This window comes from uncultured Arenimonas sp. (genome assembly GCF_963976025.1).
Taxonomy (GTDB): Bacteria; Pseudomonadota; Gammaproteobacteria; order Xanthomonadales; family Xanthomonadaceae; genus Arenimonas.
On the sequence record NZ_CAXBJS010000066.1, the window covers coordinates 1 to 14,102 of the forward strand.

General features: G+C 69.3%; 10 protein-coding genes. 4 read left to right on the plus strand and 6 right to left on the minus strand.

Translation table 11 applies throughout. From position 1 onward, the window contains the following. Positions 1-71: 71 nt before the first annotated feature. Positions 72-2,624: a TonB-dependent receptor gene (locus AACZ35_RS07030; protein WP_339827577.1), complete on the minus strand. Its 2,553-nt coding sequence runs from the start codon at positions 2,622-2,624 to the stop codon at positions 72-74. A gap of 206 nt (positions 2,625-2,830) precedes the next feature. Between AACZ35_RS07030 and AACZ35_RS07035 the strand changes: the two genes are divergently transcribed. Further along, positions 2,831-3,304 (plus strand): OsmC family protein, encoded by a 474-nt coding sequence (locus tag AACZ35_RS07035; protein WP_339827579.1) that lies wholly within the window; start codon positions 2,831-2,833, stop codon positions 3,302-3,304. A gap of 10 nt (positions 3,305-3,314) precedes the next feature. Here AACZ35_RS07035 and AACZ35_RS07040 read toward each other — a convergent pair whose 3' ends face one another. From AACZ35_RS07040 to AACZ35_RS07055, 4 genes are all read right to left on the minus strand, one after another. After that, positions 3,315-5,870: an EAL domain-containing protein gene (locus AACZ35_RS07040; protein ID WP_339827581.1), complete on the minus strand. Its 2,556-nt coding sequence runs from the start codon at positions 5,868-5,870 to the stop codon at positions 3,315-3,317. 45 nt (positions 5,871-5,915) lie between these two features. Continuing rightward, positions 5,916-6,677, minus strand: coding sequence for a hypothetical protein (locus AACZ35_RS07045; protein WP_339827583.1), 762 nt, complete (start codon positions 6,675-6,677; stop codon positions 5,916-5,918). Between the two features lie 36 nt (positions 6,678-6,713). Then, entirely contained in the window at positions 6,714-8,084 is a 1,371-nt protein-coding gene (locus AACZ35_RS07050; RefSeq protein ID WP_339827585.1) for a hypothetical protein, read from the minus strand. 62 nt (positions 8,085-8,146) lie between these two features. Continuing rightward, positions 8,147-9,232 (minus strand): alkene reductase, encoded by a 1,086-nt coding sequence (locus AACZ35_RS07055; RefSeq protein WP_339827588.1) that lies wholly within the window; start codon positions 9,230-9,232, stop codon positions 8,147-8,149. Between the two features lie 175 nt (positions 9,233-9,407). Here AACZ35_RS07055 and AACZ35_RS07060 point away from each other — a divergent pair, with 175 nt between their 5' ends. Both AACZ35_RS07060 and AACZ35_RS07065 read left to right on the plus strand, forming a co-directional pair. Continuing rightward, positions 9,408-9,794: an I78 family peptidase inhibitor gene (locus AACZ35_RS07060; RefSeq protein WP_339827591.1), complete on the plus strand. Its 387-nt coding sequence runs from the start codon at positions 9,408-9,410 to the stop codon at positions 9,792-9,794. Positions 9,795-9,798: 4 nt separating this feature from the next. Continuing rightward, positions 9,799-11,664 carry a diguanylate cyclase gene (locus AACZ35_RS07065; protein ID WP_339827594.1) on the plus strand — a complete coding sequence of 622 codons (1,866 nt, stop codon included), beginning with the start codon at positions 9,799-9,801 and terminating at the stop codon, positions 11,662-11,664. A gap of 9 nt (positions 11,665-11,673) precedes the next feature. On the opposite strand, the gene AACZ35_RS07070 is transcribed toward AACZ35_RS07065, so the two are convergent. Further along, positions 11,674-12,513, minus strand: a complete 840-nt coding sequence (locus AACZ35_RS07070) for a universal stress protein (protein WP_339827597.1) — start codon at positions 12,511-12,513, stop codon at positions 11,674-11,676. 156 nt (positions 12,514-12,669) lie between these two features. On the opposite strand from AACZ35_RS07070, the gene AACZ35_RS07075 reads away from it, so the two are divergent. Then, positions 12,670-14,102, plus strand: a 1,433-nt coding sequence (locus AACZ35_RS07075; protein WP_339827600.1) for a DEAD/DEAH box helicase, incomplete at its 3' end; no start/stop codon positions are given.

Genomic DNA, 14,102 nt, shown 5'->3' on the forward strand with positions numbered 1-14,102 from the left:
GCGACTTTCGTCGCGGGCCTTGTCTTCCGTGCCGCGGCGCCTTCGGGGTGGCGCCGCGGACCGGGGACTACTCAGAACGTCTGCGTGTAACGCAGGTAGGTCGTGCGACCGTAGGCGTCGTACAGGTAGAAGTTCCACGGACGGCCGTCGAAGGCCACCAGTTCGGGGTAACGGTCACCCACGTTGGTGGCGCCGACGGTGATCTGGCCGTTCCACGGCGCCTGCCAGCTCAGCTGCACGTCGTTGGTGGCGTAACCGCCCACCGGGCCGTTTTCGCCGATGTAGTTGATGTTCCAGCCGGCGGTGAAGTCACCGAAGGTCCAGGTGTTGTTCAAGGAACCGCGGCGATCCGGGTAGCCATTGATGTCCAGGAACTCGGTGATGTTGCCCAGGCCGTCGTCGATGTCGTAGCTGTTGATGTACGAGATCGTCAGCTGGTTGCGCAGCTGGCCGTACTTGCCGAGATCGAAGTTGGTGTTCATCCGGAAATCGATGCCGTCGGTGTCCAGCGTGCCCTGGTTGGCATAGCCGGCCACGATCTGGTCGATCGCACCATTGGCCCGGCGGGTGATGCTCATGCCCGGCGGGATCGGACCGTAGGTGGCCGGATCCAGGTCGGAGTTGATGATCGCCTGCGGGGTGATCTGGTTGATCGTGTTCTCGACCTCGATCGCGTAGTAGTCCACCGAGAAGTCCAGCCACTCGAGCGGATCCCACACGGCGCCGACGCTGAACTGCGTGGACTGCTCCGACTCCAGCTCCGGATTGGCCTGGAAGAAGGTGTCCACCTGCAGCTGGCAGTTGGCCGGCTGGCCGAGGGCAATACAGGACTGGGCGTCGTTGACCGGCTCGGCCGAGAAGGTGGTCTTCTGGGTCAGGATGTCCAGGCCCGGGGCGCGGAAGCCCTGGCCGTAGGAACCACGCAGGGTCAGGTTTTCCAGCGGCTGCCAGCGCATCGCGATCTTGGGCGAGAAGTCATTGCCGTAGTCGCTGTAGGAGTCGAAGCGGCCGGCCAGGGTGACGTCGAAGGAGCTCGAGAACGGCAGCAGCAATTCGAAGTACGCCGCCTTGGCGTCGCGCGAACCGGCCGACGAGTTGCCCGAGGAACCCAGCACCAGGCCGGCTTCGGACAGCGAGTCGTACTGGTCGACCAGGGTGTCTTCGCGGTACTCGACGCCGAAGACGCCGTTGGAGGTGCCGCCGCCCATTTCGAACAGGTCGAAGCTCAGCAGCGCATAGATCTCGTCGGTGGTCCAGCGCGAGTCACGGCTGATGGTGGCCTGCATGCCCGAGAGCACGTCCGGATCGGCCGCGTACGGGTTGGCCAGGTCGTAGGAACCATTGTTGGCCGCTTCGTTGGCCAGGCTGGCGACGATGTAGCCGCGGCCCAGTTCAACGTACTTGTAGTCGGTGCGGCGCAGGCCGAAGTCCAGGCCGATGGTGTCGGTCAGCTGGCCCTGGAAACCGACCAGGTAGTCGGCGTTGGTGGTGTCGGTCCAGTTGTCGCGGTTGCCCGCGGCGGCGAAGCGGTGGAAGTAGTACGTCGGGTTGCCGTCGGTGGTGCCGGGGGCACAGCCGCCGGGGCCGCAGGCGACGCCGCCGTTGATGTCGCTCTGGGTGCCGTCGTCGACGACCACCACGCCCGGGACCGGCGCGTAGCGACCGAAGGTTTCGACCTTGGTCATGGTGGCGGCGCCGTAGACCGTCCAGTTGTCATTGATCTGGTGGTCGGCGCGGATGAACACCGAGGTGTTGTCGACCTTGGCGTCGTTGGCGGCCACCGAGTTGAAGTTGAACGAGCACAGGCCGCTGCCGAGGAAGTAGAAGGCGCCCTGGTCGCAGCTGAAGCCCGGGACCGGATCGATCGCCTGGGTGTCCCAGTTGTAGTAGTTGTTGCCGTAAAGCGAGACGCCCGGGGTCTGGCCGCCGATCTGGTCGCGGGTGAAGACCATGCCGCGCTTGGAGGACGCCGCGCCGCCGATCACGCGGGTGCGGTCGGACGAGGAGCCGAACACCACCGACATGTCCTGCAGGTCGCCGCCGGTGACTTCGGTGGAACCGACGCCGTAGCGGATTTCGGCGCCGTTGAAGTCCTTGCGCAGGATGACGTTGACCACGCCGCCGATCGCATCGGAACCGTACACGGCGGACGCGCCGTCGGACAGGATCTCGATGCGCTCGACCGCGGCCAGCGGGATGGCGTTGAGGTCGGAGCCCGAGGACGCCGACATCGGGTTGGTCGGGGCGCGGCGGCCGTCGATCAGCACCAGCGTGCGGCCGGAGCCGACGCCGCGCAGGTCGATGGTGGCCAGCGACTGGGCCGAAGAGCCCGACTGCGGCTTGAAGTTGCCGAACGAGGCGAAGGTCGAGTCGCGCAGCACGTCGGCCACGGACACGTCGCCGGAGGCGTCGATATCGGCACGGTCGATGACGACCACGGGCACGGCGCCCTCGATGTCGGCGCGCTTGAGGCGCGAACCGGTGACTTCAATGGTGTCGAGGGTGGCGGCGGCGTCTTCCGACTCCTGCGCGAAGGCGCTGGTCGTGGCCAGGGCGCCGGCCGAAACCGCCGCCATTGCCAGCAGCGCGCGCTGGATGGACGCGGAAAGCGTACGGGATTGCATCTTGTCTTACTCCACTACTCAAGGCCGGAAGGCCGGAACGGTGATGTTTACAAGTGCTTAACAAGATGACAGTAGCGGCCCTGACCACGAACCGTGCGCGGGATTTGCATTTCGATGTGCCGGCATTGGGATTTCCGTTCAGCGCACCGCCGGCCGGACACCGGCCAGCGGCCGTATGCTTGGCTTTCCGCCCACTGGAGCCCGTCATGGAAACCAAGACCGTACAGGTGTTCCTTCGCCAGCAGTCCGGCTATGCCTTCACCGTGGAATTCGGCGAGGGCATCGCCGACCTGGCCACCGACGAGCCGGCGCCGCTGGGCGAAGGCAAGGGGCCCAACCCCTCGCGCCTGCTGATGGCCGCCATCGCCAACTGCCTGGCCGCCAGCCTCACCTTCGCGCTGAGCAAGTTCGGCAACCAGCCGGGGCCGATCACGGCCACGATCACCGGCGAAATGGCCCGCAACGACCAGGGCCGCTGGCGCATTCCCAAGGCCGTGGCCGAACTCACCCTGGCCGAGGGCCCGGGCGAGCTCAAGCACCTCGAACGCATCCTGGCCCAGTTCGAGGAGTTCTGCGTGGTCACCCAAAGCGTGCGCCAGGGCATCGAGGTCGAGCTGGTGGTCCGCGACCACGACGGCCGCGTGCTGCTGGGCGACAAGTCCTTCGAAGCCGGCGCCTGAAGCGCAGCGGTCAGGCCAGCCAATCGTCCAGGTCGGCGATCGGCCTGGGCTTGCTGAAGTGGTAACCCTGGAACTGCCGGCAGCCGATCTCGTGCAGCACGTCGCGCTGGGCCGGGTCCTCGACGCCTTCGGCCAGTACTTCCAGGCCCAGGCTCTGGCCCAGGGAGATGATGGTGCGCACGATGGCCATGTCGTTGGGATCCACCAGCAGGTCGCGCACGAAGCTGGTGTCGATCTTCAGCATGTCCAACGGCAGGCGCTTGACGTAGTTGAGCGCCGAATAGCCGGTGCCGAAATCGTCCAGTGCGATGCGCACGCCGCCGGCGCGCAGCGCCTTGAGGCGCGCGATCGCCTGTTCGATGTCGGCCACCAGTTCGGTTTCGGTCAGCTCCAGCTCCAGCCGGCCGGGCGGCAGGCCCGAGCCGGCAAGGGCCGCCAGCACCCCGTCGACAAAATCGGGCTGGTGCAGCTGCCGGGCGCTGACATTGACCGCGATGCGCAGGCCGGCCGTCTGCGGCCGGATTGCCAGCCGCTTGAGTTCTTCGATGGCCTGGCGCATGACCCAGTCACCCAGCGGCACGATCAGTCCGGACGCCTCAGCCAGTGGGATGAAGCTGCCCGGTGGCACCAGCCCGCGCCGCGGATGCTGCCAGCGCACCAGGGCTTCCAGGCCCAGCAGCTTGCCGTCGCCGTCCACCTGCGGCTGGTAGTGCAGCAGGAACTCACCGCGTTCCAGGCCCACGCGAAGGTCGGCCTCGAGCGAAGCGCGCGCCGCCGCCGCTTCCTGCATCTGCGTCATGAAGTGACGCACGCGGTTGCCGCCGGCCGCCTTGGCTTCGGACAGTGCCAGGTCGGCGTGGCGCAGTACTTCGTCGGCACTGGCGCCGGCGCTCCCGAAAAGCGTGGCGCCCAGGCTGGCGGTGCCGTGGTAACGCTGCCCGGCCACGTCGCCGGGCACGCTGATGGCTTCAAGCGCGCGCTGGGCCAGCGCGGTCGCCTGCTTGTGCGCGCCGGCAGGTGACGGCGGCAGGCCCTCGATCAGCAGGCCGAATTCGTCGGCACCCAGGCGGGCCAATGACTGGCCTTCGTGCAGCAGCGGCCGCAGGCGCATCGTCACCTGCCGCAGCCACTCGTCGCCGGCCTGGTGGCCGCGGGTATCGTTGAGTTCCTTGAAGCGGTCGAGGTTGAGCACCACCAGCGCGCCCGCCGAACCATCCCGGCGGCTTGCGGCGATCGCTTCGCGCAGACACTCGAGGAAATGTTTGCGATTGGGCAGCTGGGTCAGCGGGTCGTACAGGGCCAGGCGTTCGATTTCCTGGCGCATGACGTGCTGGTCGGTGATCTCGGTGGATATGCCGCACAGGGCGTCGACCCTGCCGTCGGGGCCCAGCAGCGGGATCTTCACCGACAGGTAGGCGTGTTCGACGCCACCATCCCCGCGTGCACGGTTGACTTCCTCCAGTGCCAGGCGCTGGCCGTCGCGCACCACCTTGAGGTCGTTCCTGCGCAGCTCCTCGACCGTGGCCTGGTCGAAGAAGTCTTCGTCGCCACGGCCGATGACATCCTCGGGCTTCATGCCGAACAGCTGCGCGACCTTGCGGTTGACGTAGCGATAGCGCAGCCGGGCGTCCTTGATGTAGATGTGCGCATCGACGCTGTCGAGGATGGTCGCCAGCTGCTCCTGGCTTGCCCGCAGCGACCGCGTCTTGATGCCCACCTCGCGTCGCAGCAGCCAGATGCCGGCCAGGGCCAGCAGGATCAGGCCGCCGGCACCGGCGAACACCCAGTAAACGTAGCGGGGCAGGCCGGGTTCGGAGGCAGGCGCGCCCCACTGGCGCAGCGTGGTGAAGTACGGGGAATCGGCGCGGCCCTGCCAGCGTTCCAGGTGCGCGTCGATGGCCCGCAGCAGGTCGGCGTTCGCGCCCCGGCGGCTGGCGTAATAAAGCCGGGAGGGCTCGAACAGGATCGGCGTTTCGCCCAGGCCGCGTTCACTGGCGAACTGCGCGCCGAAGAAGTGATTGGTGGCCATGGCGTCGGCTTTGCCGGCGGCCGTGGCGGCCAGCGCGGCGTCCATCGAATCGACCACCAGCCATTCCACGTCCAGCCCGAAATCGTGGGCCGCTTCGCCCAGGTAGGCTTGCTGCACGGACCCGGCGAGCACGGCCACGCGCTGGCCGTCGAGTTCAAGCACCGAATCGAGCCGCAGGCCGGGCCGCGTGTACACCTGGCTCCAGCTGCGCAGGGCCGGCACCTCGTGCATCGCGAAGCGGCGCGCGCGTTCGTCGGTGCGGGCCACGTCCGGAAGCAGGTCCAGGTCGCCGGCCTCCAGCATCGCCAGGCAGGTTTCCCATTCGCAGGCCACGGCGCGAAGGGTCCAGCCTTCTTCGCGCGCGATCTGCGCCAGCAGGTCGCCGAGGATGCCGCTGGCCTGGCCGTCCTTGCCCAGCAGCAGCTTCGGGGGATTGTCGTAGACGCCCACCCGGACCTCGCGGGCGCCGGCCGCCGACGCTCCCAGCGCAAGGAAAGCCAGGGCAAGCAGCAGGCAGGCACACGCAAGACGACCCATGGCGGCAGTCTGCCGCAAACCCGGGGGTTTTAGGTGATGGCGACGTCAGCCGCCCTTGCGGGCGTCGAGGATCAGGCGGGCCATGGCGGCGTCGCCTTTTTCGATCAGCTCGACCGGGGTGAACTGGAAGCCGGTGACCACCATGGCCTCGCCCACGCACCACTCGCGCTGTTCCTTGCTGAAGCTGGCGGCGCCGGCCGCCGCGGCCTGCAGCAGGTCGGGCGTGGGCACGGTGTCCTGGGGTTCGGGCGCGCGTTTGGCGGGCGCCTGGCCACTGGCGACCTTGCCGGCTTCGGTCTTGAGCCAGGCCACGCGGGCCAGGGCCACGGCAAGCCGGTCGCCACCGTCCTTGAGCCCGGGGGCGGCGTCGGCCAGGGCGCCGAGCAGGGCGTCTCGCTCGACTTCCAGGGCCTTCTGGGCTTTTTCAAGCTGGGCAATGCGCGCTTCGGCGGCCTTGACCATGCTTTCGAGCTGGATGATTTCGTTGGCCGGGTCGGACAGGGTCTTGGCGCCCAGCAGGCGCATCACCTTTTCGCCCATGCGGGCGTGGATGGCCGGGTCGGAAAACTTGAGGTCGCGCGCCGCGGTCTGCCAGGCCAGGGCGACCTGGCTGACGGTCTGGGTTTTTTCCGACGGCGGCGCATCGGTGGCCTGCGTGGCCACTTCAGGCGCACGCGGCAGGCTGGCATTGGAGGCCTGCTGGATCGCCAGGTCCAGGCGTTCGCAAAGCTCGCTCTTCTGGAAGTCGCGGGCGAGCTTTCGCAGCTCGATGCGGCAGTCGATAAGCAGGGCGCGCAGGTCCTTCATGGGGCCATTCTATGCCGGCCCGGGGTGGCGCGTGCGTCAACGCGACAGCAGGAAGTGCAGCAGGTTGTTCTGGAAGTAGGGGTTGACCGACAGCTGGTCGTGGCGTTCGCACAGGAAGAAGGTCTGGGCGAAGGGGAAGCTGTCGTAGGCCGCGCCCATGCCTTCGACGCGGCCGCGACCCAGCTGCGAGTCGCGGGTGACCAGGCCGTCGCCGGGCTGCATCAGCAGGCGTTCGTAGTCCACGCCGTCGACCTTGGCCTGCACGTCCTCGGGCCGCACCACCAGGCTCTGGATGCCGTCCTTGTGGTCCAGGACGGCCCGGCCCGGGGTCAGGGTGCAGTCGCCGCCGAACAGCGCGACTTCCACGCCGTTGCTCTGGATCGGCTCGGCCAGGGCCATGTGCAGCTTGCGGGCGCGCTCGAGGTGGCGCGCGAAGGTGGCATGCAGCGCGGCCAGCTGCAGGGCGCCGGTTTCCGGGCCGTGCGCGGCGGCCAGCACGCGGGCTTCGACCTCGGGCGAAAAAACGCCCCAGCGGTGCCGGCGCCAGGTGTCGACGCTGTAGATGTTCAGGTCCAACAGCTCGCCCGCGGGACCGTAGATGACCTTGGCGTCCGGGTGCGGCAGGGTTTCGAAGGGCGTGGCGAAGGTCGCCAGTACTTCCACCGGCACGGTCCGGAAGGCGATCTTCACGCCCTTCTGCAGGCGCTCGAGGCTGATCACCGAACCGAGGTTGGGCGTGCCCAGCAGCACCATGCGGCGGATGCGGTGCGCGCCCTCGTCCCAGGGGGTGAATTCGTTGCGGTCGAGGATGTCCTGCGGACCGTAGCGCAGGTAGTAGCTGGCGATCAGGCCGCCGTTGCTGTGCGCCAGCACGTCCACCGGCAGGTCGGGGTCGCCGTAGTCGCGGCGGATCTGTTCGATCAGCTCGTGCAGCTGGCGCACGGCGTGGATGTTTTCCTTGCGCCAGTCGTACAGCAGCACGTAGTAGCGCCGGCGGTCGTTTGCGCCGCGCACCGGCTGCCCGGGTTCGGCGCGACGGAAACGGCCCACGTCCTCGAGCGCGGTGAGCAGCGCCTCGTAATAATCGGTGCGGGCGATGCCGTAGAACAGGTCGCCGGGCACCAGGCCGCCGCCGCGCTGTTCAACGTCGCGCACGCGCGCCAGCTCGCGGTAGTCGCTGAAGGCCAGCGTGCCCAGGCCGCCCGGCCAGTACTCCTTGCCGGTGTCGCGCTCGACAAGGGTCGAGCCCATCAGGCCGTGGATCAGGATGACCGGCGGCTGGGCCTGGTTGCGGGTGTCTTCTTCGTAAAGGCGCGCCAGGTCCGGGCGCGTGTCCGCGCCACTACAGCCCGCCAGCAAGAGGCTGGCGAGCAGCAGCCAGGGCAGCCTTCGCAGGAGGGTATTCATGAGGGCCGCGATTCTCACACGGCCCGCATGAACGTGGACACCGCCGGAAGTCCTGCCCGGGCTCAGGCGGCCGCGGATTCCGACAGCGCCGGGTAGTCGGAATAGCCTTCGGGACCCGGCGTGTACAGCTTGTCGGCCTGCATCTCGGCCAGCGGCGCCTTCGCGGCCAGTCGCGCCGGCAGATCCGGGTTGGCGATGAAGGGGCGGCCGAAGGCGATCAGGTCGGCGCGGCCCGCGGCCAGGTCGGTTTCCGCGCGGCTGGCGTCGTAGTCGCCGGCCAGGATCAGCGCGCCGGGGAAGCGGCGGCGGGTTTCATCCACCACCTCGTCGGGCACGGCGCCGGGGGTGGCGATCAGGCTCAGGTAGGCCAGGCCACGTTCGGCCAGGGCGTCGACCAGGGCCAGGTACTCCTCGCGCTCGCCGTCGAAGTTGGCGGCCAGGTCGTTGAAGGCGTTGAAGGGCGAGACGCGCACGCCGACGTGGCCGGCGCCGATCGCGGCAACCACCGCATCAACCAGTTCCAGCAGGAAACGACGGCGGTTTTCGCCGCTGCCGCCGTAGGCGTCGCTGCGCTGGTTGGACCTGGGGTTGAGGAACTGGCCCGGCAGGTAGCCGTTGGCGGCGTGCACTTCGACGAAATCGATGCCGGCTTCGCGCGCCAGCAGCGCCGCGCGCACGTACTCGTCGCGGGTGGCGGCGATGTCGGCTTCGCTCATTTCGCGCGGCACCGGGTGGTCCTGCATGCCCTGGGTGTCGGTCCAGATCTGGCCGGCGGCGGCAATGGCCGAGGGACCCAGCAGTTCGGCGCCCTCGGGCAGGTTGGCGGGGTGGCCGATGCGGCCGCTGTGCATCAGCTGGATGGAAATGCGGCCGCCGCCGCCGTGCACGGCCTTGGCCACGGTGGCCCAGCCGCGGGCCTGTTCGGCGTTGAACAGGCCGGGGATGCGCGAATAGCCCAGGCCGTTGGGGGACGGCGAGGTGCCTTCGGTGATCACCAGGCCGGCGCTGGCGCGCTGGCCGTAATAGGTGGCCATCAGGGCGTTGGGTACGTTGCCGGGGGCGCGCGAACGGGTCATCGGCGCCATAACGATGTGGTTGCGAAGGGACAGGCCGGCAAGGGCGGTCGGGGCAGTGAGGGTGGGCTTCATGGCGGGTACTCCGTTGGGATGGCTCCAGCATGGGTGACAACACCGGTGAAACAAAGCCCGCCCACTGGCACGTATCGTTGCACCAATGCCCCCATTCAGCCTGGCGCGGGCCCGCTGGCCCACGCCCGCCCCGCCCTGCGCTACGCTCGCCCCATCCCCCCTGCGGAGAGACCGAATGCGCCTGATCCGACCCCTGTCGCTGGCCCTGGCTGGCTTGTTCGCCCTTTCGGCCTGCGCCACCCCGTCCCAGGAGCCACCTGCGGCGGAGGACAGCGCCGATGCGTTTGCCGCCCCGCCGCCGCCGCCCGCCATGGACGAGCCCGGCACCACCGAGCCCGCTACAAACGAGGACGCCGCCATGACCTGTGACGCCAAAGCCGGCCAGTGGGCCGTGGGCAACGTCGCCGACGAAGCCCTGGTCGCCAGGGTCAAGGCCGACACCGGCTCGGACCGCGTGCGGGTGATCAAGCCCGGCATGATGGTCACCATGGATTACCGGGAAGACCGGGTGAACCTGGACGTGGACAAGGACAACAAGGTGCTGACGGTACGCTGCGGCTGAGCCCATGCGCCTGCTGGCCCAACAGGTCCTGGGGCGCGTAGCCCTGTGGTCGACCCTGGCGGTGGTGTGTGCCACCGGCCTGGGTTATGCCTATGCCTGGCAGCTCTCGCGCGACCGCGCCCTGGACCAGCTGCGCCGCCACGCGGAACTGCAGGGCCTTCAGGAGGAACAGTCGTTCAGCGACGCGCTCGCGCACCTGGAGCTGTTCCGCGCGGAGTTCCTGCGTCGCTACAAGGACCAGGCTGTTGATTACGGTGCCCGGTTCGACGCGATGTACCGCGTCGGCGAAGACGGCGCCGTCCGGCTCGACCCGTCCTATTTCCGCGGCCGGCGCCACGAGGACGGCCGCTACGCGATCCACACCACCGGTTTCCTCGGTCGCCGCCCGACGCCGCCGGACGAGGACCTGCGCCGGCGCGCCGTGATCACCACCGACCTGGTGGCCGAGTTCGGCCCGGCCTGGCGCGAGCCCTTCGCCAACCTGCACGCCTCGCTGCCGGACAACGGCCTGGTGATCTATTGGCCGGGCGTCCCCTGGGGACTGCAGGCCGCGCCGGACCTGGATGTGACCGAAGGCGCGGTCATCGCGGGAACCCGCCCCGAGGCCAACCCCGGCCGCGAAGCGGTCTGGTCGGGCCTTTACTTCGACAAGACCGCCCGGCAATGGACCGTGACCGTACAGCTGCCGGTCGACGATGGCGGCCGGCACCTGGTGAATCCCAGCCACGACATCCTGCTCGACGACATCCTGGCGCGCCTGCGCCGCAGCCGCCTGGTCGGCGCGCAAACCCTGCTGCTCAGTCCTGGCGGCGACCTGATCGCCGGCCCGGAAACCCTGTCCGTCGGCGACCAGGAGCGGGGCATCCTGCATGTCGATGCGCTGGACGACCCCTTTCCCGCGCGCATCCACCGACTGGCCGCGGAACACTTCCAGCAAGGCCACTCGGCCCACGTGATGAAGGACGAGCACAGCGGTGCCTACGTCGTGTTCACCCGCGTGAAAGGCCCGGACTGGCAACTGGCCACGATCTACCCGGCCGAACAGGTGGCCGGTGCCGCGCACCGCGGCGCGGCGATCCTGCTGGCGCTGGGCCTGGCGCTGCAGCTGATCCTGCTGGTGGTGGTGGGCACGGTGCTGGGCCGGCGTGTCAGCCAACCGGTGCGGCGACTGCGCGACGCCGCCGACCGCATTGCGCGCGGCGAACAGACCGAGGCCGCGGTCGCCGACCTGCCACTGGCCGAAGAAAACGAGATCGGCAGCCTGTCGCGCAGCTTCCGCGACCTCGCCAGCCAGGTCGAACAGCGCCAGTTCGAACTCGAAGGCACCGTCGAAGACCGCACCCGCGAACTGGCCGCCGCCAACCGCCGGCTTGAACAGCTGACCCGCACCGACAGCCTGACCGCCCTGCCCAACCGCCGCGCCTTCGACGACGACCTGGCCAAACTGCTGTCGCATCCCGAACCAATGGCGGGCCTGGCGCTTGGCATGCTCGACGTGGACTACTTCAAACCCTACAACGACACCCTGGGCCACGAAGCGGGCGACCAGGCGCTGCGCAAGGTCGCCGACGTGCTGGCCGGGCAGATCCGCCGCGACGTGCGCTGCTACCGCTACGGCGGCGAGGAATTCGCGCTGGTGTTCACCTCGATCGCGGTGCCGCACGCCGAACGCATCCTGCGGCGCATCCTCGAGGACATCGCGGCGACGGCCATCGAACACCCGGCCAGTCCCCTGGGCGTGGTGACCGTCAGCGCCGGCCTGGCCAAAAGCTACGACCCGGACGTTGACGCCGCGTCGCTGGTGCGCGCGGCCGACCGGCAGCTGTACGCTGCCAAGGCCAGCGGCCGCAACCGGGTGGCGTCGAGCTGAAGCCGCGCTTCAGTGCGAGAACAGCACCGGCGTGCGCGTGCCTTCGAGCACCGTGCGGGTAACGCCGCCAAAGACCTGTTCGCGCCAGCGCGAGTGGCTGAAGCCGCCCATCACCACCAGGTCGGCAATACTCTCCCGGGCGTGTTCAAGGATGGCCTGGCCGGTGCTGTGGCTGCCGCGTTCGACTTCCACCACCTTGGCCTGGCAGCCATGCCGCGCCAGGTGGCGGGCGATGTCCGAACCCGGCGCTTCGCCATAACCCAGGGCCGTTGACTGCGGGTTGACCACCAGCACATCCACGCGGGCATCGCGCGGCAGCCAGGGCAAGGCGTCGTGCACGGCGCGGCTGGCCTCGCGGCGAGGCTGCCAGGCGATCACCACGCGCCGCGGCGGCACCATCAGTTTGACGCCGTCGGGCACCAGCAGCACCGGCCGGCCCGAATGCATCAGCAGGGCGTCGAAGCTGGTGCCGAAACGCGAGCCGGGCGCGTCGGGCGCCGGCCCGCCGAACACGCACAGGTCGGCGTGGCGGGCGTGCAGCGCGGCCACTTCCTCGGGCCAGGCCAGGGGTGAATCGGCCACGCGTACTTCATGGGCGACGCCGGCGGCTTCGAGCCTCTTGCGGGCGCCGGCAGCGGCGTCCTCGGCCGCCTTGCGCAGGGCTTCGAAACCGGCCTGGTCCAGGCCGACGGCGGTAACGCCCCACTCGCTGGCGAAAGGCACCGGCGCATGCGCCACGGCCAGGGCCGCGACGTGGGCGTCATGGGCCTGGGCCAGGGCGATGGCGGCATCAAGCGCTGCAGCGTCGGCGGGCGTGCCCTGCAGGAAAACAAACAGGTCGCGGATCATGGCCAGGCTCCTCGTAAGAAGGCAGGGGGGTGCAGCCACCCTACGCCGGCGGGGCGCGGTGGCGTTGACGTGGGTCAAGCCTACCCCGGTGTCCTGTCTCACGTAATGAGACGGCCGGGGCGGCTAATGAACGCCCCTCGCCGCATCCAAGCCCCCATGCCCGCCAACGCCCTCGCCCGCCACGACGCCCGCGACCTTGCCCTTGCCCCCGGTGAAGCGGCCCGGGAACCGGAAGACTCGCCGCTGGCGCCACGCGTGCGCGACCCGCGGCAGCTGGCCAGCCGGCTGCAGGCCAAGTACGCCGACCGGGTCACCGGCCACTTCATCCAGCCCGCGCGCGAAGGCCGCTACGCGCCGCTGCCCGGCGACCTGCCGCCGGCGCTGGCCTCGGCGCTGCGCGCGCGCGGCATCGGCCAGCTCTACAGCCACCAGGCCCAGGCCTGGGACGCGGCCCGCGCCGGCAGGAACTTCGTGGTGGTTACGCCCACGGCCTCGGGCAAAAGCCTGTGTTACACGCTGCCGGTGGTCGCGGCGGCGATGCAGCAGCAGGCCAAGGCGCTGTTCCTGTTCCCGACCAAGGCGCTGTCGCAGGACCAGGTGGCCGACCTGCTGGAACTCAACCGCGCCGGCGACCTGGGCCTGCGCTGCCACACTTTCGACGGCGACACGCCCGGCGACGCCCGCCAGGCCATCCGCCTGCACGCCGACCTGGTGGTGTCCAACCCCGACATGCTGCACCAGGCCATCCTGCCGCATCACACCAAGTGGGCGCAGTTTTTCGAAAACCTGCGCTACGTGGTGATCGACGAAGTGCACACCTACCGCGGCGTGTTCGGCTCGCACCTGGCCAACGTGGTGCGGCGGCTCAAGCGCGTGTGCGCGTTCTACGGCGCCAACCCGCAGTTCATCCTGTGCTCGGCGACGATTGGCAATCCGCAGCAGCATGCCGAAGCGCTGGTGGAAGCGCCCATCGAGGCCATCACCGAATCGGGCGCGCCGACCGGCGAAAAACACCTGCTGCTGTGGAATCCGCCGGTGGTGAATCCCGACCTGGGCCTGCGCGCCTCGGCGCGTTCGCAGTCCAACCGCATCGCCCGCCTGGCGATACGGGCCGGCCTGAAGACCCTGGTGTTCGCGCAGTCGCGCACGATGGTCGAGGTGCTTACCAAATACCTGAAGGATGTCTTCGACCACGACCCGCGCAAGCCGCCGCGCATCCGCGCCTACCGCGGCGGGTATTTGCCCAATGAACGCCGCGAGGCCGAACGCGCGATGCGCGCCGGCAACGTCGATGGCATCGTCAGCACCTCGGCGCTTGAGCTGGGCGTGGACATCGGCGCGCTCGACGTCGTGGTGCTCAACGGCTACCCCGGTTCGGTGGCGGCCACCTGGCAGCGCGTGGGCCGCGCGGGCCGGCGCCAGCAGCCTTCGCTGGGCGTGCTGGTGGCGTCCTCGGACCCGCTGGACCAGTACCTGGTAAGGCATCCCGGTTTCTTCGAAGCCGCCAATCCCGAACACGCGCGCATCGCGCCCGACCAGCCGCTGATCCTGCTCGACCACCTGCGCTGCGCAGCCTTCGAGCTGCCCTT

Excerpts from the sequence above, each read along its gene's own strand:
- AACZ35_RS07030 (WP_339827577.1), bottom strand. The coding sequence starts at position 2,624 with ATGCAATCCCGTACGCTTTCCGCGTCCATCCAGCGCGCGCTGCTGGCA.
- AACZ35_RS07035 (WP_339827579.1), top strand. The coding sequence starts at position 2,831 with ATGGAAACCAAGACCGTACAGGTGTTCCTTCGCCAGCAGTCCGGCTAT.
- AACZ35_RS07040 (WP_339827581.1), bottom strand. The coding sequence starts at position 5,870 with ATGGGTCGTCTTGCGTGTGCCTGCCTGCTGCTTGCCCTGGCTTTCCTT.
- AACZ35_RS07045 (WP_339827583.1), bottom strand. The coding sequence starts at position 6,677 with ATGAAGGACCTGCGCGCCCTGCTTATCGACTGCCGCATCGAGCTGCGA.
- AACZ35_RS07050 (WP_339827585.1), bottom strand. The coding sequence starts at position 8,084 with ATGAATACCCTCCTGCGAAGGCTGCCCTGGCTGCTGCTCGCCAGCCTC.
- AACZ35_RS07055 (WP_339827588.1), bottom strand. The coding sequence starts at position 9,232 with ATGAAGCCCACCCTCACTGCCCCGACCGCCCTTGCCGGCCTGTCCCTT.
- AACZ35_RS07060 (WP_339827591.1), top strand. The coding sequence starts at position 9,408 with ATGCGCCTGATCCGACCCCTGTCGCTGGCCCTGGCTGGCTTGTTCGCC.
- AACZ35_RS07065 (WP_339827594.1), top strand. The coding sequence starts at position 9,799 with ATGCGCCTGCTGGCCCAACAGGTCCTGGGGCGCGTAGCCCTGTGGTCG.
- AACZ35_RS07070 (WP_339827597.1), bottom strand. The coding sequence starts at position 12,513 with ATGATCCGCGACCTGTTTGTTTTCCTGCAGGGCACGCCCGCCGACGCT.